Source organism: Tropicibacter sp. Alg240-R139 (assembly GCF_900537075.1).
Classification (GTDB): domain Bacteria; phylum Pseudomonadota; class Alphaproteobacteria; order Rhodobacterales; family Rhodobacteraceae; genus Falsiruegeria.
Genome location: NZ_UNRA01000002.1, coordinates 270,318 through 289,707, shown reverse-complemented (window position 1 = coordinate 289,707; position 19,390 = coordinate 270,318). Strand labels below are relative to the sequence as shown.

Here is a 19,390-nt window from a genome sequence, read left to right as displayed (position 1 = left end):
CATGGCAATCAATGGCGACCTCGCTGTAAAAAAATCTCCGATGCAACGCATTTTGAGGGCCTTTATCGATATTCGCGAACTGACACTTTTGTTCATGATCGCGATTATTATTATCGTAATGGCGAACCTGAACCCCTACTTCCTGTCATTCTCAAACTTCCGCGCCCTGTCGGTCGGCATGGCCCCAACGGCCATCATTGTGATCGGCATGGCCATCCTGTTGGCGTCCGGAGGCTTTGACCTTTCTGTTGGTTCGGTCATGGCGCTTTCGTCGACTGTTGTCGCGATGTTGATGCTGGCTGGCTACAGCATTCCTGTCGCAGTTGCCTGCAGCCTTGTTCTGGGCGCCGTTGTCGGCTTTTCCAACGGGCTTTTGGTGACAGGTCTGGGTATCAACCCGCTGATTGCGACACTTGGCACTATGTCCATTGCACGTGGTATCGCCCTGGTCCTGACCGAAGGATTTTCCCTGTCGAGCCTGCCCAAAGAGTTTGGCTGGATCGGCAAAGCTACCATGGGTGGTCTGCCTGTACTGGTCCTGCTGACGATGGTCCTGATCCTGATCTTTGACCTCGCAGTGCGCCACACACGTTTTTTCCGACAGGTCTATTTTATCGGTGCCAACGAAAAAGCCGCCATGTTGTCGGGTATCCATGTCGGACGCGTACGTGTGATTGCCTACATGCTCACAGGTATTTTGGCGGCCTTGGCCGGAGTTCTCCTTGCCTCGCGATTGATGAGCGGCACACCCACTGCTGGCAACGGAATCGAACTGCAGGTTCTGGCTGCTGCTGTGATCGGGGGGGCCTCATTGCGGGGTGGCGAAGGCACCATTCTGGGTGCCTTCCTCGGAGTGGTCTTTGTCGCACTTATTAATAACTCGATGACCATGCTCGCAGTCTCAATCTATTGGCAGATGATCGTCATCGGCGCGGTGCTCGTCAGCGCCGTAGCTCTCGACATGCTGATCCGGGGTCGGCGCAACTGACCCAAACCCACCACCAATCAATCTTCACTAAGGGAGGTCAAAATGACCAAATCAAACATCAATCGTCGAAGCCTTTTGCAAGCCGGCACCGTGGCTGGTCTGGCCAGTGCATTCGGACTGCCCACACTCTCAAGCGAGGCCCAGGCGGCCGCAGCGGGTAAAGAGTATGTGTTTTTGTCAATCGTTACGCAGGTGCCTTTTTGGGTAGATTATCGCAACGCGATGAAAGACCTCGAAGAGCTGATGGGCATCAAAGCCACTTTCACAGGTCCTCTGGACTTCGACACCGCGGCCCAAGCTCGTCAGCTGGACGAATTGATCGCCCGCCGCCCTGCCGGCATCCTGATCTTCCCCGGTGATCCAGCCACTTTGGCTCCTGGTATTGAGCGAGCTGTCGAAGCCGGCATTCCTATCACGTGCTGCATCGGTGACGTTCCCGAAAGCCCACGCTCAACCTTCCTTGGCATCAACGGCGTCGCAGCCGGTCGCGTTGGCGGTGAGATGTTGGCGCAGGCGATTGGCGGCAAAGGCAAAGTTATCCTTGGCACTTTCCCCGCCCCGTCCACACTTGAGCGCGTCGAGGGCTACAAGCAGGTCTTTGCTGAGAAATATCCGGAGATTGAAGTTGTCGATGTTGTGAACGACAAAGCCGATCCGTCATATGCACCCACTGCCTATCTGCAGGCGATCCAAGCCCACCCCGACATTGTTGGCATTGGCGGAACGGACGGCGACAGCGGCAAAGGGGCCGCCATCGCGGTGACTGAAGCGGGCCGCGTGGGCGATATCAAGATCGTTGCCATGGACCGCAACGATGACATGTTGCCATACATCGAAGACGGCACAATCACTGGGGCTGTTGCGCAAAAATCCTATTTGGAAATCTTCCTCGCCTTTCACATGATGCATTGGCAAAACACCGATGCTCTCAAGGTTCTTCCCGACTGGAAAGCCGCAGGTATCAATCCATTGCCTGAACGTGTTGAAACTGGTGTGATGCCCATCACTCGGGCCAACGTCGCACAGTTCAAGCACTGATCAAGAGGCTGGCCCGGCGTGACTGTTTTGCGCCGGGTTGCTCCAATCCCGTTATGTCTGACCCCTGGAACATTCATTCACTTTCCTCAGGAACGCTTGAGCTTCACTGCCTGCCCGGCATTGGCGGCCGCCTTTGGGACGTGCAATTCGACGGCCAATCTCTTTTCTTTCAAAACACAGACCTGATTGACTCCGCGGTTGATCTGGATGCGCTTTCGGATCTACCTACACGATCCCCTCAGTTTGGATTTCCGCTCTGGGGTGGAGAAAAAACCTGGATCGCACCTGACAGCGATTGGCCCAATGGAGCGCCCTATCCTGTTCTGGACAGTGGTCCTTATGAAACAAGCGACCCAGGCCCGGACCGGCTCCGCATGACCAGCTCCGTCTGTCCAAGTAGCAACCTTCAGATTGAACGCGAGATCTTTCTGACCAGCGAGACCAGTTTTTCCATTCATCACCGGGTGACAAATCTTGGTGCGTCAGATCGGTATACGGGCAACTGGTCGGTTCTTATGCTGAACCGACCAACCACAATTGGGCTGGAATCAAACCCCGGCGGGGACATCATACCGGTCTTTGGCGACGCTTCAGGAATGACTCGACAAACCGGAGCCTTTCACCTGTTTGACTGCAAAAAACCGCAAGAGTTCAAGTCGGGAACGCACAATACAACTGGTCGCGTTTTCATACGATTGGAAACACCCAGCGGATCCGTGACTCTGATTTGCACAACACCTCGGCCAGCCGACAAAGACAGCTTTGCTCACGGACATGAATTCGAGGTCTTCAATTCTGTTAACTATGACTATTGCGAGGCCGAATGGCATTCTCCGGCGCGGATGTTGGCCCCGAAAGAAAGCCTGACTTACCATCAAAATTTTGACGTCCGCCGAGAGGCCGACATACTGTCCGATCCCAAAACCACTCTCATCGACTTGGAGCTTCTATCGTGCATGTCCTGATCACCGGCGCTGGCGGCCATTTGGGTCGCAAGCTTTTTGATTTCTTGGCTGAGCAAAGGGGGTTCACGGTTATCGGTCTGGACATTCGTCCCGTCGATCACCCCGACATTCATGTCGCCGACTTTGGCGAAACTCCTGATTGGGCAAGGCACTTCGAAAATGTCGACGTGATCGTGCATCTGGCCGGTGATCGCGAACCCGGCGCTTCTTGGGAATCCAGCATACGAAACAACATGGACGCCACACTGACCCTTTACCATCAGGCCGCGGAAAAAGGTGTGTCGCGTGTCGTTCTCGCCAGCTCAAACTGGCTGCATGGTGACAAGCGATTCTCCGATGAAGTCCTGAACAGCCAGACGCCCCCCGGACCGGTCAACGCTTATGGTATGTCCAAATTGTTCTGCGAAAGGACGGGCAAGTATTTTGCGGATATGCACGGGCTTTCTGTGATCTGCATGCGCATTGGCTGGACCCAATGGACACACGACAACCAACCCGGGCCGCACATGGCTATGGGTCGCTGGGGTCAGGAAATGTGGCTGAGCGACCAGGATTTTTTGTTGGGCATGCATGCAGCGATTACCGCAAAAAATGTGTCCTTTGCCACTCTGAACCTGATGTCCGACAACCCCGGTATGAGGTGGGACCTTGAAGAAACAAAACGGGTCATTGGCTATCAACCTCGAGATGGCGCTGCGGCAAAAGTGCCACTAAGCTTGGCGATAAAAGGTGCAACAAAACGATTGTTTACTCAAATTATCCCTTCAACTTTTGAGCGCCTATTCCCTATGTGGTAGCCAAGGTTCTTGATGAAATGGATGTCCCCCGATCTGTCACCTGATGGTCTTGATGGACGGAAAGTGATCAGGAGTTACAGAGATGTGAGCTTCGAACAATGTGGTTTTGAATTGGCAAAGAATACATTTCAACTTCACGGCCGACCTACTCAACTTGAAGCCAATGAGGCCCAACACCACTTACGCAAAGTTCACTGACACAAAATGCCATCAATGGAGCGGCATATACTGAGACAGGTCCACTTCCAGACCTCACACACACGACCAAAAGTGCTGTTTCGGTGCTCATTTTCCTATTCCTGCGCGCCAAGCGTAGCACAGACCAGCAGCATCATCGCCCGCTCGATGTATCGTCGGTCGTGTGAGTCTGTTTTTGTATGCTTTGTTTAGCCTCCCCGGAGAGATTATTCCTTCTTCCCGCGAGAATGCCATCCAGAGCACTCTATCGAAATCATTAATCTGCGGCCCTGGCCCACCAAGTAGATAATCGAGCCAGCGCTGGTCAAATTCAGGAGCATCGGAAACCAGAGACCGTCCAGCAATGACCTCCAGTAACCATGCTGCAACATCGTCCGCGGAACCCGCATCGTCAAGATCCGCTCTGGGAATGCCATGAACCTGTTCGCTGACAGGATTCCAGTCCTTTTCAGGCCACTCTGGGCGAGGGCGGATCAGTTTGCTTTCAATAACCACACGTTTGTCTTCAAGCCAAGCAATGCCCACTTCGATCGGCCAAGATTCTGCGGAAAGGCTTGATGCTTCAAAATCAATAAAAACGGGGCTGGGCCGCCCGGCGAACACTCCGCTTTCATCAAGCTCCACTTCCAGTCCAAGTGCGCGTCGTCTTTCAAGGAATGTCATATCACTCCATTTGGGGTTACCCAAACTTGATGCGAGCGTTTCCAAATCAGTTTCATCCATAGTACCAGCTTATTTTCTGGAGTTATTTTAGAAGTGTTCTCAGGATCAAAAGGCTTGGGCTCACAGAGGGTTTCCTCGGAATCTTCGAAAACTCACTGGTCCAACACAGCTAACTGCCTTCCTAAATCAACGACCTCAACGCCTTTCCGACTCTTGCCATTTTCTGACCACCAGATTGAATGATCTCTTCGGCATTCCGCGTCGATAAACTCTTCCTTTCTATACATCTCCGCAATCTGCCTCATGCCATTATTCAAGAAAACGACCCGTTCCAACACTTCCGGATCCGGGATTTCTAACGCGGTTTCGAAAAGGGGTCTGCTCATACAAATTCCTGCCCCATGATCTATACACACATACCCCTCAACGGCGGTTTGAAACTCGCCCAGCCAACGGTTTTTCTCCAAGCCTTCTATTTCAGACATAAGTGCGGCGCTACCGAGTGACGTCATTTCGAGCGCCTCAAACTCTCTTGCCCGAAATCGAGCCGAACGTCCCCGGAAACGGGTAGTCCGAACATACTCTTGACTTGAGAGCAACAAAGCTCCCACCAAACTGGTGCACCCATTCAGTTCCAACTCCATTAGTGGGCGAAGGGTTGGGTTGGACAGAAGGCGTCTCACGAAATGGAAGGCTCCGGCGTCGGGGACAGACTCAATTATCGCCCTATCACGTGCATTTCTCGCTGCAATGTCTGCATTCAGAAGAAAACTCAGTTCAGACTTTTTGTTCGTGTTCATGGCATCTCCGGCGCATTATCTACTTTTTAGATAATCTAAAATTCAGATTACGGGTCGTCAAGCATCAAAGGTTTGGCGACAATGGCAAAGACAATAAGAAGCGAGGCTCAACAAGCACTTCGCGACAAGCTGATACAGCTCCGCAAGGAGCAAGGGCTTTCACAGCAAGACCTTGCTAAAAGGTTGTTCTGCCATCAATCAATGATAGCGAGGATAGAAAGCGGCGAGCGACGAATTGATGTCGTCGAACTCATAGTCCTCTGCCGAGCTTTGTCATTTCCACCCGAGGAGGTCTTGCGCGAAATCAAACTCAAAACTCCAAAAGATCATAGGCTGTAGCTTGTAAAGGATAGCTGCCTTCGCCGATCTTGGACCTGTAGCCGCGTTTTAGTCAGATAAAGGTTTACGGGCGGGGTTCGAAGGAAACCTTACTTCCTATTGCCCATGCACCATTTAACGTACGGAAGGCATACGTTTGGCCCAGCAATCGGGTCGTTTCCGGACGCAGATGCAGTATCAACGACGACCCCGTTTTCAGTGTCAACCTCCAAGCCACCAACATGCCTCATCAAAATTGATACTAATGTCGCCGTGCATTCAAACTCGTCCAACCAGCAACCAGTTGTTTCAGCGCCTGCATGCCCCGTTTCTTTAGGCACCTCATTCACTGTATCACTTTTACTAAGAGCCTCAGTAAGCAGCTTCAGCTTCACTTTCTGGTTGGAGTTCTCAAGCCGCAGAGTTCTAATTTCACTCTCTAAAACCAATATTCTCCGCTCCGGCGTCGAAAGCAGATGCTTCCCACCTTCTTGCTCAAGAAGGTGGTTGGATAGATGTTCCCTGTAAACGTTTTTTGGCGATCGCAGTGTCACGTCAGAGACCCCAATTCTTTCGCCTACGGCCTGGGAAAGCACTGTTATTGTGTCAAAACGGGCCTTTGACTTTCTTATTTTGCGCAACTCTGCCTTCAGTTTATGAAGAGTTTTTTTCCTTCTCTCTTCGTGAAAAGCCCTTGCATTGTAGGATCCCTTTGGAGCTCCCATTGTACCTCCTTAATGTTGTGATTTGTTGGCTGGAACCAGGGGCATGTCCCCCTTGTTCTCAATTTCGGAGGCGACATCTGCCAATTTAATATTCCCCGCTTTCAGGCGCAGATAGATTGCAGAAGCAATGGTTTTGATTTCAAAGTCGGGGTCGTCGTCACCTGCAATGTCCTTTGGAAAAGAACTGGATAGAAGTTTTCGAAAAAGCCTGCTGGACTTCAATCTCAGCTCGTCAGAGGCCAGTGCAGGAAAGTAATCTGCCTCAAGAATTCTCTGCAACAAGAACTCCTGCTGAGAGCTCTTTCTGACGACCCTACGCAGATGATTTCGAACAATCTCAGGCTCATTGGTAAAGAAGCGGCCTTTCGGGATCTTCTCAGCCAAAAAACCGCGAAGGATTTCTGCCGTTTGTGTCCAACCAAGCAGTTCTCGAGTATCCAGTTCAATTTTTCTATGGATTTGCTGTCGCTCTGAAGACCTGCTTTGAACCTTGTTTACAGCTCTCAGGAGACCAACACTGACTTGAATCCGTGCGAGAAGAGAATTTCTCTTCGCTTCAATAGCAGGCAAATGATCCACAGATTTACAGGCGAACCGGCACGCACCACATCGCATTGCTTCGCCACCATCCTCAATGACCTCTTGAGAGCAGTCTTCTCCAATTGGACAGATATGTGTGTCCCTAAAAACTATTTCAGAGGCTCGTGACGCACGTAGCATGTCTATTCCACTCTCGCCTTCATCGTGAATTGACGATAGATTAACCATTCCAAAATCCATGATTGTTCTACGTCTATCGCTTTCAAACGACTTTCGCAGTCGGGAATTCTGTTCACTCGCCTTGATGAAAGCGGGCCCCGAACTGATTGTTGGTTTGCTTTGTTGTTCGACTAACATGTCGGATTCTTCGAGCTTTGTAGAAAGTTCAGCGAAATCCGGGTAGCAATAATGGGCCGTGGCCACTGGGCTTTTGTGTCCAACTTGTTTGGCGATGCTGCCCAAGTCGACAAAAGGGGATCTATGCGTAATAAACGAGACGCGACATGAATGAGGCGTATGTTCAAGTTTTAATGAGAGTTCGCAGACCGGTGATTTCGAACGGGTATCGAGCTTAATTTTCGGGCTACCGTCTTCTGGTTTGTCAAATCGAACAACTGGAGGCAAACCCAAGCCAGTTCGACATATGTAACCCTGAAATGCATAGAGTAATTGCCCCCAATAGCGATGATAGCCTGAATCACTTATGTAAGTTCCCTTATGCGACCGGAAGAGATGCTGGACATCTGGGAAACGGCTATGCTGGCGTTTCTCATATGGAACATTTACATATGAGTTTCCGCTACGGTCCTCTTGTTCTTGTTGTCGCAAAAGAAGATCATAGACCCGTTTGAGAATTGGGATCTCAAAGGCATCATGGGTTTTGTCAGTGTTAACCCAAAGCCGCTTCACCGAACGATCCTTGTCTTGACCAGCTTGTAAGTCCCATGTGCGATGGTCCATCCACTGGGTAGCCTGATGGCGCAGTCCTGTCTCTAAAGTAAAAATTTGCCAACGAAGATGAGACAGCCAAATCGCTCCCGAAGTATTTCCGCTACGGAATAAATGCAACGGAACCTGGAAAATGGGAAACCTCTCTTCCATGTAATCATATTGAAGACTGAGCCCAAAATCGCGACAATCCACAAAACGGTCAACGTTTTGGATAGTTCTGCTTTTTTTAAATGAGATTTCTCCAGCGAGCTCTTTCCCCTGCAAAAGGACACCGAACTTCTCGATTTCATAAAGCCAGAGCAGTAAATGCGGCAGAGTAGCTCTATTGATAGGCTTTTTATTTGTTACGTATACTTTTTTTGATCTTGGAAGATCAAACTTGCGATCGAATGGATTTCTAAAATCTGGCCCGGCGAACTCTCGAAACTCGGGCTCCGAGTAGGTTGCGGCCAACCAAGCGAAGAAGTTTTCAGCGTGGCCAATCCAGACCCTCCGTGTCGCGTTAACCGATGAGAACTCCTTCAGGAACGCCATAAATGTTGGAACAGAAAGATTTTCGACGTCGCCAACCACGTGCAGCTTTCTGCGAAATTCTCTTGGTGCCTTTATCGCGTATTTCGAAGGGACATTTTTCTCGGCAAGCATGCTGGGAAGGTAGTATCCAATATAACTCGAAAGCTTTCGCAACGAGACCGATATCCCCTTGAGATCCTCAAACCCTCTTATACTTTGCCGGTACTCCAGAAATTCTGCAAAGAGCTTTTCCCACCTGAGCAGATCGGTCTCTGACAGTTGGTATTTCGTCCCATCAAGATCTGGATTGATGGCAAAAAAGCCATCCTCCCTTGAAGTGTCGATCAACTGACTGAGGATGGCATCATCCTCATGGCGCAAATGCATCTTGGCCTTGGTAGCGGCCGCAGACTTCAATCCTTCGGCTTGGATCTTCGCAGAGATCGCCAACCAATCGGTGGCAGAAAAACTGACTTTCGACGGGAAGCTTTCCTTCACAACTGACAAGAATGCTCCGACAGATGAAGGCGAATTTGTCTCGGTCTCGGAGTGAACGCGACGCGCCATCTCCCGACAAAGAAGTTCGGCGTCATCAAGCGAAATATCCGAAAAATTGACCCAGCTTGTCGTGTGCAGCCAAACCCAACAATGCGAGTTCATTCGCTTCTGGATCAAATGGCCGTGCTTTGCCTGCGCCCTTTGATCCGCCTCATAACCCGACAGAAACTTGGCGACTTCCGAGGCCGAATTCACACGTGTTTGAGAAGCCACTGATCTTTGAAAGTTGAACTTGTAAGGAAGTATCAGTCGTTTCTCACACCAAAACTGAAACATTAAGTTGCGTGCAAGTCCTTTCAAAATACAGTGGTATTGTGAGCCCACTTTGTAGTTATTGAAACCGGTCTTAAAGCTCAGTTTGATTTCGAATTGATGATCTCCCAGACCGATCAAGAAAGCGTCCTCCGCTACCCTCCTCGTGTCATTGTATTTCAACACTACATCTCGGAATTTCTCAAATAACCGTGCCTTACTCTCTTGGCTTCTGCTTCTTTTAGCCGGATCGGGCGTCAAGATGTTTTCACTAATTCGTTCAAGCGTAGCCTGCATTTGTGAACGAGAAGGCGGCCTTAAGAAAAGCAGGTCATTCGAGAGGTTGATCATTGATCATGGACCTCCGAATTTCCTCGGCACTATGCTCGTAGCGACCAGCTATTATTTCGCGCAAGTCTCTTATATCTGACGCTCTGCTACTTAGAATTGCATCCGCTGCCTCAAGTTTACTCTCGAGTATCAACTTGTCTTCACGTGCATACTTCTCCGTCGACTTTCGATCCTTATGCCCCATGAGCCTTTGAACTTCATCAATTCGCAACCCGAAACCATCAGGCAGTGGAAGAAAATTTAGGAGGAAGACACCATACCAGTGTCGCAGGCTATGTCTGCCGTATCTTGCCCCGGATGGTTTTCGAGGGACCCCTGCGTTGTCGCACGCCTTCGCTAAGGCCTTTACCTTGGAAGCATCTGACAACTGATAGAAAGGTCTACCGGCAAAACCAGTTCTAATGTCTTGGAAAACGAATCCGTGGTTAGCACACGGAAAGGCTTCAAACCTTACATATTCTTCCAAAGCGTCGAAAAATTGGTCTCTAAACGGTTGGACAAAAAAGGTTTGGGATACTGTCCTTCCCTTAAATCTTAACTTATGAACCCCAGGCAGTGTATTGGAGTAACGTAGCTTTTCTGGATCATGCACAAACACCAATCGACGCTCAATGTCCACGTCTTTCCAGTTGATTTGTTCGGCCTCGTGGCTGCGCAGACCTGTTCCAACTAACAGCAACCAATAAGCTCTGTCGCGACAACTCCTCGCACCCGCAATTAGTGGGGCAATCATTTCGGTTGGGAAAGCCATATGATCCTGGTCTACCAAAGCACTCTGTGAGGTTGATCTATGCTTGAGATAACCTTCAGAAACAGAAATACCCTGGGGATTGTGCCTGGTCACCGAAGCAAGCATTGAGCGTTTTACCAACATACTATGTTCCCGTGCCGACATAGTACGGTGCCTAAGATCGAACAACTCACGCGGGCTTTGGAGCACGTTGACTTTGACACCGCGTAAGACTGCTTCTTCGACTTCCAACCGATACCTCTCCGCCGACAGCTGTAAGAACAGGTTTATTGCCGCTTTGGTGTTTTCGAGGCTACCCCTTGATAGAGTTTTGAGATCGAGATCCGCCGCGATCTTATCCCACTTTGACAGGGTACCGTTCTTTGCGCGTGAGCTCCGTTGCAAGCCCCGACCTGTCAATCTGATGCTTATGTAGCGCTCAACAGATTCCTTGATCTGTAAATGAGTTGCCGGGCGGCCGTAAACGCCGGCTTCGGTCAGGTAATCGAGAAAGACGGCAACAACATCTCCGTAGCGGCTAATTGTGTTCTGAGAATAGCCCGCACTCATCAAGTAAGTGGTGAATTCGTCGAACGGAACCACAAAATGGCCTTCTTGGTCGAGAAGACGCGTGAATTGATAGCCGCCCTTCTCAACCTTCAATCTTTCAAAATGCTTCATCTTCCGTTCGCTCTAAAATTGCTCCATATTCTCGTGCTGAGTTTTGTGTTCTTGAGCGGCCCTATCTGACCGCTCCAAGTTGATTGTTAGTACAAGAACGGCCCAATTTCCATTGGTATGATGGTTTCCTGAGCCCGATGGTGATTGTTTTTCAGTGAGTTGCGAGAGATTATTCTGGTGTGGTCATTGTTATTCGTTCAACCAAAGCGGTAAGTTCATCGCAGAGAGTTCGTAACTTTAGCGATCAAATTGCTCAAAACTCGGCCACGGAAATAGGATACCAATTATGTTCAATAGAGGGTCACAATGGCACCGCTGGGAACCACATATTCATACGCCTGGAACGATTTTGAACGACCAGTTTGGTAAAGGTGACCCTTGGGAAATCTATTTGACGTCTATCGAAACAAGCAACCCAATGATCGAAGCGATAGCGATCACAGATTACTATGTCACCGATTCCTACGAATTGGTTTTGAAAAAGAAAGATGAAGGGCGACTACCCAGTGTTAAACTGGTCTTCCCTAATGTTGAGCTTCGCCTGGACGTTGCGGCTAAGGCTGGTTTTGTCAATGCTCACTTGCTTGTCAGCCCCGAAGATGGAGATCATCTCGAGCAGCTGCACAGGCTGTTATTGCGCCTGCAGTTTCAAGCATTTGGCGACACATTTAGCTGTACGCGTGAAGACCTTATTCGCTTAGGAAAAAGGGCCGACAATAGAATTTCCGATGATAGGGCCGCACTTTCGCATGGAGCAACACAGTTCAAAGTTAGCTTCTCTCAATTGAGGTCCGTACTCCAATCAAGCGAGTGGGCGGAGAACAATATCCTTGTCGGAATGGCTGGTGCCGCAGGAGATGGGACTTCTGGTGTCAGACAGGCAGCTGATGCAACTATCCGACAAGAAATTGAAAAGTTTGCCGACATTATTTTCGCGAGTAGTGAAGCACAAAGACTGTTCTGGTTTGGAAAAGGTGCTGTATCCCCAAACCAGTTGGCTGAGCGCTACGGAGGCTGCAAACCTTGTTTACATGGCAGCGACGCCCATGACCAAAAAACCGTGGGCGTTCCTGCTCACGAAAGGTACTCTTGGATAAAAGGTGAACTGGAATTTGATGCACTCCGCCAAGCTTGTATCGTTCCAGAAGGCCGTGCTTTTGTCGGAGAGCGGCCCCCCACATCAGCTATGCCATCTCAAGTCATCACAGAGATTTCAGTCAATGAAGCTGATTGGTTGGAAGTTAACGAATTTCCTCTCAATTGCGGATTAGTCGCTATTATTGGCGCAAGGGGATCCGGAAAAACTGCACTTGCGGATATGATTGCTGCTGGTTGTGACGCAATTCCAGAGGAAGCATGGAATGCCGATGACAACAGGAGTCCCTCATTCTTGGCGCGTGCCCGACCTCTCATTGAAGATGCCGCTGTAACATTGAATTGGGGGGGCGGAGCCATCAGCGCCTTCGCACTCGACGGTCGCGACTGCAATGGTCACTTATCTGCACCGCGGGCGCGATACTTGTCTCAACAGTTCGTCGAAGAACTTTGTTCTTCGACAGGTGTTTCAGATGGGCTGATTTCTGAAATTGAGCGAGTGATTTTCTCAGCACATGATGAAGATAGCCGAGATGGTGCAATTGATTTTGCAGAACTTCGTGATCACCGCACAAGAAGATTCCAACAAGCCCGAGCAAGGGAAGTAGAGGCAATCGCTGCGATATCAGACCGGATTGCCAGCGAACTTGAGAAGGAAAGACAGGTCGAATTGCTCACTGCGCAAGTTGAGCAAAAAAAGGGATTGATCGAGAATTACAAATCCGACCTCTCAAAGCTGGCGGTAAAAGGGACGGAGGCGCAAGTAAAGCGTCATGCAGAGCTTGGCGAAGTTGCCCAGGGCTTGAGATCAAAGATTCAAACGCTTGGGAGCCAGCGAAGAACTTTTTTGGCGATGCAAGACGAGGTTCAGAGTTTACGATCTACCAAAGCCCCAGAAATGCTCCGGGAAGCGCAAGGTAAACACGCACAAAGCGGTTTGTCACCTAAGCAATGGGATGACTTCATGCTGATCTACAAGGGGAATGTAGACGAAAGTTTGAGTAGTTATTTGGCCTGGGTCAATGGTGAAATTTCCTCCTTGTCTGGGTCAAAAATTGAAATCTCTGATCCGAATTGCCCGCTAATTGAAGATGGAACTGATCTTGGGACTCTGAAACTCAATACGATAGCTGCGGAGATGGGCCGCCTCGAGGCGTTGTTCAGCGCTGACAAGATTGTTCGCGACAACTATACAGTATTGACCAAGCGCATCGCGCAAGAAACGTCAGCGCTTCACGCACTCGAAGCGAAGCTCAACGATGCAGTCGGAGCGGTGTCTCGCAGAAAAGATCTGCAAACTGAAAGAGACACCGCCTATGGCCTTGTATTTCAAGCAATCATCAACGAACAAACAGCTCTCTGCGATCTATATGGTCCGCTCATGACACGATTGACTGAAGCTCAGGGCACACTTAACAAGCTTGGCTTCTCTGTTCGCCGAATTGTCGATTTTGAGCAATGGGGAGCTTTTGCTGAAGAGAACCTTCTCGACAGAAGAAAAGCGGGTCCTTTCAATGGGCGAGGAAGTCTGACCAGCGTAATAAGTCAAACACTGGCGCCAGTTTGGACCAGTGGTGATGCGACGGAAGTCCAAGCTGCAATGACAAAATTCATTTCCAAATACTGGAAAGACCTTCTTGCACACGCACCCTTTGAGCCGAGCCAAAAAGACGATTTCCACGCGTGGTCGCAACGGTTCGCCCACTGGCTATTCGGCACTAACCACATCTCAGTTCAGTATGATCTATTCTACGATGGCGTCGACATTAGAAAGCTTTCACCTGGAACGCGCGGCATAGTGCTACTGCTATTGTATCTGGCTCTGGATGAGACAGACGACAGGCCGCTAATTATAGACCAGCCCGAAGAAAATCTTGATCCGAAGTCTGTATTTGAAGAACTCGTGCCACTTTTCGTTGCGGCTAAGGCAAAGCGACAAGTCATTATGGTGACCCACAACGCCAATCTTGTGATCAATACTGACGCGGATCAAATCATTGTAGCAGAGGCAGGAGAGCATCAGCCAAGTGGCCTGCCATTAATAAAGTATATTTCGGGCGGCCTTGAAAACCTCACGATCCGCACGGCTGTTTGCAACATCCTCGAGGGAGGAGAAGACGCTTTTCTCGAACGACAAAGGAGACTTCGCGTTAAGTAAGGTTTCCTGTGCAAAAAAAATTGCGGGAGCCGAGATGACATCTGATGAGAATGGCCCTGCGGGCCATGGTGCCTTGGTATACGCCAGCTTTTTGGAGAGCGCGCATACCAAGGCACCTTGCTCTACAAAACCGCCTGACAGACACGTGTTCAACCAGCACATCCGTTGAGAGTATTATAACTTTCCTGTGGGTTACGCGAGGAAGCAGCGATTGTCGGCTTATAACTCTATTTTTTCAACAAGGTATAAAGGAGTTTCAGCGAGCGTTAAAACTTTTGTCAAATAGGTTAAGATAAGAACCCCCGACCTGAGAATTAGAAGTTCCCTGCTCTAATCCAGCTGAGCTAAGGGCCCGCTCTATGGGCAGTGTTTGCAAGACATTCACCGCCATGTCAACGTGGTAGTATTCTAGCAGAGCGACCCACTTTCTCCTTTCATTCCAGCATCTAGCGTCGACAATCACCAAAAGACCGTCGCAGAGCGCCCGGTTCGATTGTCCAGGCACAGCCGCAAGCGGCGTCTGTCCAAAGCGGCAGACGCCAGAATGACGTCACCGCCGTTTGCGTTTGACGTTCCCGCCCCGTTGTCCTGGCCGACCTGATGTTGATCGCCCGCGGGACTTCACAGCGTCTTCCGACGCCTTTTCAACGGCCCATTGACGCGCCATCGGGTCATCCGCGACGGCCAAATCAACCGCCTCCAAACGTTTGATTTCGTCCCGCAGGTTGGCGGCTTCTTCGAACTCCAGGTTCTCGGCGGCCTTGCGCATCTGTGCGCGCAGCCCGTCCAGATGCGCCTCGAGGTTCGCACCGTGCAACGGTTTGTCGATGTTGGCTGTGACGCGGTTCATATCCACGTCGCCTTTGTAAAGGCCGGCCAGCACGTCCTCGACATTCTTTTTCACCGTCGCGGGCGTGATGCCGTGTTCCTCGTTATACGCCATCTGCTTGGCACGTCGGCGGTCGGTTTCGCCAAGCGCGCGTTCCATCGATCCGGTGATCCTGTCGGCGTACATGATCACGCGGCCTTCGGCGTTGCGCGCTGCGCGGCCGATGGTTTGCACCAGCGATGTTTCGGATCGCAAGAACCCCTCTTTGTCCGCATCCAGAATAGCGACCAGCCCACATTCGGGAATATCCAAACCCTCACGCAGCAGGTTGATGCCGATCAGAACGTCGAACGCCCCAAGACGTAGATCGCGCAGGATTTCGATCCGTTCCAGCGTGTCGATGTCCGAGTGCATGTAGCGGACCTTGATGCCCTGTTCGTGCATGTATTCGGTCAGATCCTCGGCCATGCGTTTGGTGAGCGTTGTCACCAGCGTGCGGAAGCCGTCGGCGGTGACCTTGCGCACCTCGTCCAGCAGATCGTCGACCTGCATTCCGACGGGGCGGATTTCGACCATAGGGTCCAACAAACCCGTGGGGCGGATCACCTGTTCGGTGAAGATTCCGCCGGTTTGCTCGATTTCCCACTTGGCCGGTGTCGCACTGACAAAGACGGATTGCGGGCGCATGGCATCCCACTCTTCGAATTTGAGCGGGCGGTTGTCCATGCAGGACGGCAGGCGAAACCCGTGTTCGGCCAGTGTGAATTTGCGCCGATAGTCGCCCCGGTACATGCCGCCGATCTGCGGCACACTCACGTGGCTTTCATCGGCAAAAACGATTGCGTTGTCGGGGATGAATTCGAACAAGGTGGGGGGTGGCTCGCCAGGGGCACGGCCCGTCAGATAGCGCGAATAGTTTTCGATCCCATTGCAGACGCCGGTGGCCTCAAGCATTTCCAGATCAAAGTTGGTGCGCTGTTCCAGACGCTGCGCCTCGAGCAGTTTGCCCTCGCCCACCAGTTGATCCAGCCGGACACGCAGTTCCTTTTTGATGCTGATGACGGCCTGCGTCATCGTTGGTTTCGGCGTCACGTAGTGAGAGTTTGCGTAGACGCGAACCTGTTCCATCGTTCCTGTGCGTTCGCCGGTCAACGGATCGAATTCGGTCAGCTGCTCTAATTCCTCGCCAAAGAACGACAGCTTCCAGGCGCGATCTTCCAAGTGAGCGGGCCATATTTCCAGACTGTCGCCGCGCACCCGGAACGTGCCGCGTTGAAACGCCTGATCGTTGCGGCGGTATTGCTGGGCAACCAGATCCGCCATGACCTGACGCTGACTGTATTCGTTGCCTATCTTTAGGTCCTGCGTCATCGCCCCATAGGTTTCGACCGAACCGATGCCATAGATACAAGACACCGACGCCACGATGATCACGTCATCGCGTTCTAACAGCGCACGGGTGGCCGAGTGGCGCATCCGGTCGATCTGTTCGTTGATCTGGCTTTCTTTCTCGATATAGGTGTCCGAGCGCGCGACATAAGCCTCGGGCTGGTAGTAGTCGTAGAACGACACAAAATACTCGACCGAGTTGTCGGGGAAGAACCCTTTGAATTCGCCATAAAGCTGCGCCGCGAGGGTTTTGTTGGGCGCAAGAATAATTGCCGGACGTTGGGTCTGTTCGATGATCTTGGCCATGGTGAACGTCTTGCCGGTGCCGGTTGCGCCCAACAGCACCTGATCGCGCTCGCCATCCACGACGCCCTGTGCCAATTCCTTGATCGCGGTGGGTTGGTCGCCTGCCGGTTCAAATTCCGTGTGCATCACGAATTGCTTGCCCCCTTCCAGCTTGAGCCGGGCGCGCACGTCTTCGGAAATCATCTGCGTTTTGTCAGAGTGGGCATAGGGCATTGGGCGGCGTCCTTTGTGGAAGGTCGTATTTTGATCTGTTCGATGTTTGTTTCAAGGCCGATCTGACGAACCAATGACAAAAACTGACATCAGGATGACGATGGGGGCCGCGTGAACCCAATCGGGCCGTCAAGACAGGACAAAGCAACGCAATTGACGGATTGGGTTCTTGTCGATGAGACGATTCTTTGCCTATACAAGGCAGGAGACAGGAGACAGCCAATGCGAGCCCGTATTTTCAAACCAGCCCGAAACGCAATGACATCGGGAATGGCCAAGACCCGCAAGTGGGTTCTGGAATTTGGTCAGGCCTCGTCGCGCGAGGTTGATCCGCTGATGGGTTGGACGTCCAGCTCGGACACGCAGACCCAGGTGCGCCTGCGCTTCGACAGCAAAGAAGAAGCGGTCGAATACGCCAACTCTCACGGGATCGACGCCGAAGTGATCGAACCCAAGCTGCGCAAACCGAACCTGCGGATGGGTGGTTATGGCGAGAACTTTGCCACCAACCGACGCGGCCCCTGGACCCACTGAACCCATGATAGACATCCGTCTGGCTGACCCCGGCGCAGATAACTTGCGCCCCTTGATCGAGGCGCATCTGGCACACAGTCAGGGTGCGGGCCCCGATGAAAGCAATCACACCATGGGCGCGGACGCACTGCGCGAACCGCACGTTCGGTTCTGGGTTCTTTATGACGATGAAACCCCACTGGGCTGTGGCGCTCTCAAGACGCTTGATGACGGCACGGCCGAGGTGAAATCCGTTCATGTCGCCGCCGCGGCCCGCGGCCGTGGCCTGGCACGGGACCTGATGACCCATCTCGAGACACAGGCACGAAACAGCGGAGCTACTGCGCTGGTTCTGGAAACCGGGGCCGCTCACCTTGAAGAATACAGCGCAGCCCGCAAGCTCTATGAAGCGCTTGGATACAACTATTGCGGCCCGATCTTCGGATATCCTGATGATCCCAACAGTGCCTTCATGCGGTTGGATCTGGATTAACTTCGCCACGGCGAAGCAGGCCATTCGAAAATCTTACAGATCAAGCTCTGCGCGCAACCTTTTGGTCAATTTGGCGACGACCATATCATACGATATCTGGATGTGCTCCTTTAGCGATGTATCGCTCATCCCGCGATCTTCATAAACCTGCAGCCATTTCATACCCCGCGACGCCAGATAGGGCGCGGGGCGGATGCCGGGTTCGCCTTGCAACACCTCAAAGGCGATGTCGGTGGCCTTGAAAGTAAATGCATCTTCTCCATCATTCCAACCGCAAACGGCAAAAACCTTGCCGCCCACTTTCCACACGTCGGAATTGCCCCATTGCACCACATGGGTCGTGGCCTTGAGCTCTGCGCAAAACGCGTTGAAGTCATCCCGTACCATCGCGCCCTACTCCGAAGCTCCCTCAGTATCAACGCCGGTGGAACTCTGGATCGCCTGCGAGATTTCCTTGGCCCAGTCGCCGATGATGGGCAGAAAATCAATCTGGCTGAGCATGTAGACCACGGCTGACACCAAGATCGACGCGCCGATCACCGTTCCAAGCCCCACGGCCATACCACGCAAAAGCGCCTGCCAAAGCATCAGCCAAACCGAATTCTGCACCCTCACAAATCGGTGTCCGTTGAACTTGGCAATCTCTTCGCGCAAGGCGCGGATTTCTTCATCAGTGCTTTGTGTCATACGCGCACCCTACGGTATCTGCGAAGGCTGTCCATAGGGGTTGCGTTGCACAAGCTTTATTACCTGATAGAAAGTATCGGAATAATGTTTGAAGCAGGATTGCCCATATGCCACCAATAGACCCATTCCAAGCGGCAAATGAACAAGCCCGCGCGCTTGCTCATAAATTGATGGAAATGGCTACCCACACCGCATTGGCCGTTTTGCAGCCAAACATCGCTGCACCATCGGTCACGCGCATTGCCATCGCACGCGATGATCTGGGCATTCCAGTCTCTCTGATCTCGCAGCTGGCAACCCATACTGCAGCGCTGGAAGCCAATCCAACTTGCGCGCTGCTTGTGGGCGAACCGGGTGACAAAGGTGATCCTCTCACGCATCCCCGGTTAACCTTGCATTGTACAGCCCGCTTTCTAAAGCGCGGCAGTCCTGAGCATGATACCTTGCGCACGCGCTACCTGTCCCTACGCCCGAAAGCCAAGCTTTATGTCGATTTTCCCGACTTTCGGTTCGTCCGCTTCGAGGTCTCGGACGGACTGCTCAACGGTGGGTTCGGCCAAGCCTTTCTGCTATCGCCGTCGGATCTGATTTAGAAAACCCGCGCGATTTTGGTAAGCGAAGTGTATGCGTTTTGCCATC

Annotated in this window: 17 protein-coding genes; 9 read left to right on the top strand and 8 right to left on the bottom strand. The window is 51.6% G+C overall.

What is annotated here, in order from left to right; genetic code table 11:
• Position 1: 1 nt before the first annotated feature.
• Genes G6R15_RS09085 through G6R15_RS09070 form a run of 4 tightly spaced genes read left to right on the top strand, consistent with a single transcriptional unit; the run spans position 2 to position 3,788 of the window.
• A complete protein-coding gene (locus G6R15_RS09085) occupies positions 2–988 on the top strand; it encodes an ABC transporter permease (RefSeq protein ID WP_164660253.1) in 987 nt (328 codons plus the stop codon).
• A gap of 42 nt (positions 989–1,030) precedes the next feature.
• Positions 1,031–2,026, top strand: a complete 996-nt coding sequence (locus G6R15_RS09080) for a substrate-binding domain-containing protein (RefSeq protein ID WP_164659550.1) — start codon at positions 1,031–1,033, stop codon at positions 2,024–2,026.
• Between the two features lie 53 nt (positions 2,027–2,079).
• Positions 2,080–2,991, top strand: a complete 912-nt coding sequence (locus tag G6R15_RS09075; protein ID WP_164659549.1) for a hypothetical protein — start codon at positions 2,080–2,082, stop codon at positions 2,989–2,991.
• A complete protein-coding gene (locus G6R15_RS09070) occupies positions 2,979–3,788 on the top strand; it encodes an NAD(P)-dependent oxidoreductase (RefSeq protein WP_164659548.1) in 810 nt (269 codons plus the stop codon). The genes G6R15_RS09075 and G6R15_RS09070 overlap by 13 nt, the downstream gene beginning before the upstream one ends.
• A 285-nt stretch (positions 3,789–4,073) precedes the next feature.
• Here the strand turns inward: G6R15_RS09070 and G6R15_RS09065 are convergent, their stop codons facing one another.
• On the bottom strand, positions 4,074–4,709 hold the full coding sequence (locus tag G6R15_RS09065; RefSeq protein ID WP_164659547.1) for an exonuclease domain-containing protein: 636 nt from the start codon (positions 4,707–4,709) through the stop codon (positions 4,074–4,076).
• Positions 4,710–4,801: 92 nt separating this feature from the next.
• Positions 4,802–5,449, bottom strand: a complete 648-nt coding sequence (locus tag G6R15_RS09060; RefSeq protein WP_164659546.1) for a hypothetical protein — start codon at positions 5,447–5,449, stop codon at positions 4,802–4,804.
• Between the two features lie 81 nt (positions 5,450–5,530).
• Between G6R15_RS09060 and G6R15_RS09055 the strand changes: the two genes are divergently transcribed.
• Positions 5,531–5,788 carry a helix-turn-helix domain-containing protein gene (locus G6R15_RS09055; RefSeq protein WP_164659545.1) on the top strand — a complete coding sequence of 86 codons (258 nt, stop codon included), beginning with the start codon at positions 5,531–5,533 and terminating at the stop codon, positions 5,786–5,788.
• Positions 5,789–5,877: 89 nt separating this feature from the next.
• Here G6R15_RS09055 and G6R15_RS09050 read toward each other — a convergent pair whose 3' ends face one another.
• Genes G6R15_RS09050 through G6R15_RS09040 form a run of 3 tightly spaced genes read right to left on the bottom strand, consistent with a single transcriptional unit; the run spans position 5,878 to position 11,068 of the window.
• Positions 5,878–6,492 (bottom strand): hypothetical protein, encoded by a 615-nt coding sequence (locus tag G6R15_RS09050; protein WP_164659544.1) that lies wholly within the window; start codon positions 6,490–6,492, stop codon positions 5,878–5,880.
• Between the two features lie 9 nt (positions 6,493–6,501).
• Positions 6,502–9,657, bottom strand: coding sequence for a hypothetical protein (locus tag G6R15_RS09045; RefSeq protein ID WP_164659543.1), 3,156 nt, complete (start codon positions 9,655–9,657; stop codon positions 6,502–6,504).
• Positions 9,638–11,068 (bottom strand): site-specific integrase, encoded by a 1,431-nt coding sequence (locus G6R15_RS09040; RefSeq protein ID WP_164659542.1) that lies wholly within the window; start codon positions 11,066–11,068, stop codon positions 9,638–9,640. Before G6R15_RS09040 ends, G6R15_RS09045 begins: the two co-directional genes overlap by 20 nt.
• 286 nt (positions 11,069–11,354) lie before the next feature.
• Here G6R15_RS09040 and G6R15_RS09035 point away from each other — a divergent pair, with 286 nt between their 5' ends.
• Positions 11,355–14,321 (top strand): TrlF family AAA-like ATPase, encoded by a 2,967-nt coding sequence (locus G6R15_RS09035; protein WP_164659541.1) that lies wholly within the window; start codon positions 11,355–11,357, stop codon positions 14,319–14,321.
• Positions 14,322–14,871: 550 nt separating this feature from the next.
• Here G6R15_RS09035 and uvrB read toward each other — a convergent pair.
• Positions 14,872–17,058: an excinuclease ABC subunit UvrB gene (gene uvrB, locus G6R15_RS09030; protein WP_164659540.1), complete on the bottom strand. Its 2,187-nt coding sequence runs from the start codon at positions 17,056–17,058 to the stop codon at positions 14,872–14,874.
• Between the two features lie 222 nt (positions 17,059–17,280).
• Here uvrB and G6R15_RS09025 point away from each other — a divergent pair, with 222 nt between their 5' ends.
• Positions 17,281–17,592, top strand: a complete 312-nt coding sequence (locus G6R15_RS09025) for an ETC complex I subunit (protein WP_164659539.1) — start codon at positions 17,281–17,283, stop codon at positions 17,590–17,592.
• A 4-nt stretch (positions 17,593–17,596) separates the two neighbouring features.
• The gene (locus G6R15_RS09020) at positions 17,597–18,064 is read left to right on the top strand and encodes a GNAT family N-acetyltransferase (RefSeq protein ID WP_164659538.1); all 468 of its coding nucleotides are present in this window, start codon (positions 17,597–17,599) and stop codon (positions 18,062–18,064) included.
• A 33-nt stretch (positions 18,065–18,097) separates the two neighbouring features.
• Here the strand turns inward: G6R15_RS09020 and G6R15_RS09015 are convergent, their stop codons facing one another.
• Positions 18,098–18,451, bottom strand: coding sequence for an MmcQ/YjbR family DNA-binding protein (locus G6R15_RS09015; RefSeq protein WP_164659537.1), 354 nt, complete (start codon positions 18,449–18,451; stop codon positions 18,098–18,100).
• 6 nt (positions 18,452–18,457) lie between these two features.
• Positions 18,458–18,751, bottom strand: coding sequence for a DUF5665 domain-containing protein (locus tag G6R15_RS09010; protein ID WP_164659536.1), 294 nt, complete (start codon positions 18,749–18,751; stop codon positions 18,458–18,460).
• Positions 18,752–18,858: 107 nt separating this feature from the next.
• Here G6R15_RS09010 and G6R15_RS09005 point away from each other — a divergent pair, with 107 nt between their 5' ends.
• On the top strand, positions 18,859–19,344 hold the full coding sequence (locus G6R15_RS09005) for a HugZ family protein (protein WP_164659535.1): 486 nt from the start codon (positions 18,859–18,861) through the stop codon (positions 19,342–19,344).
• Positions 19,345–19,390 lie beyond the last annotated feature (46 nt).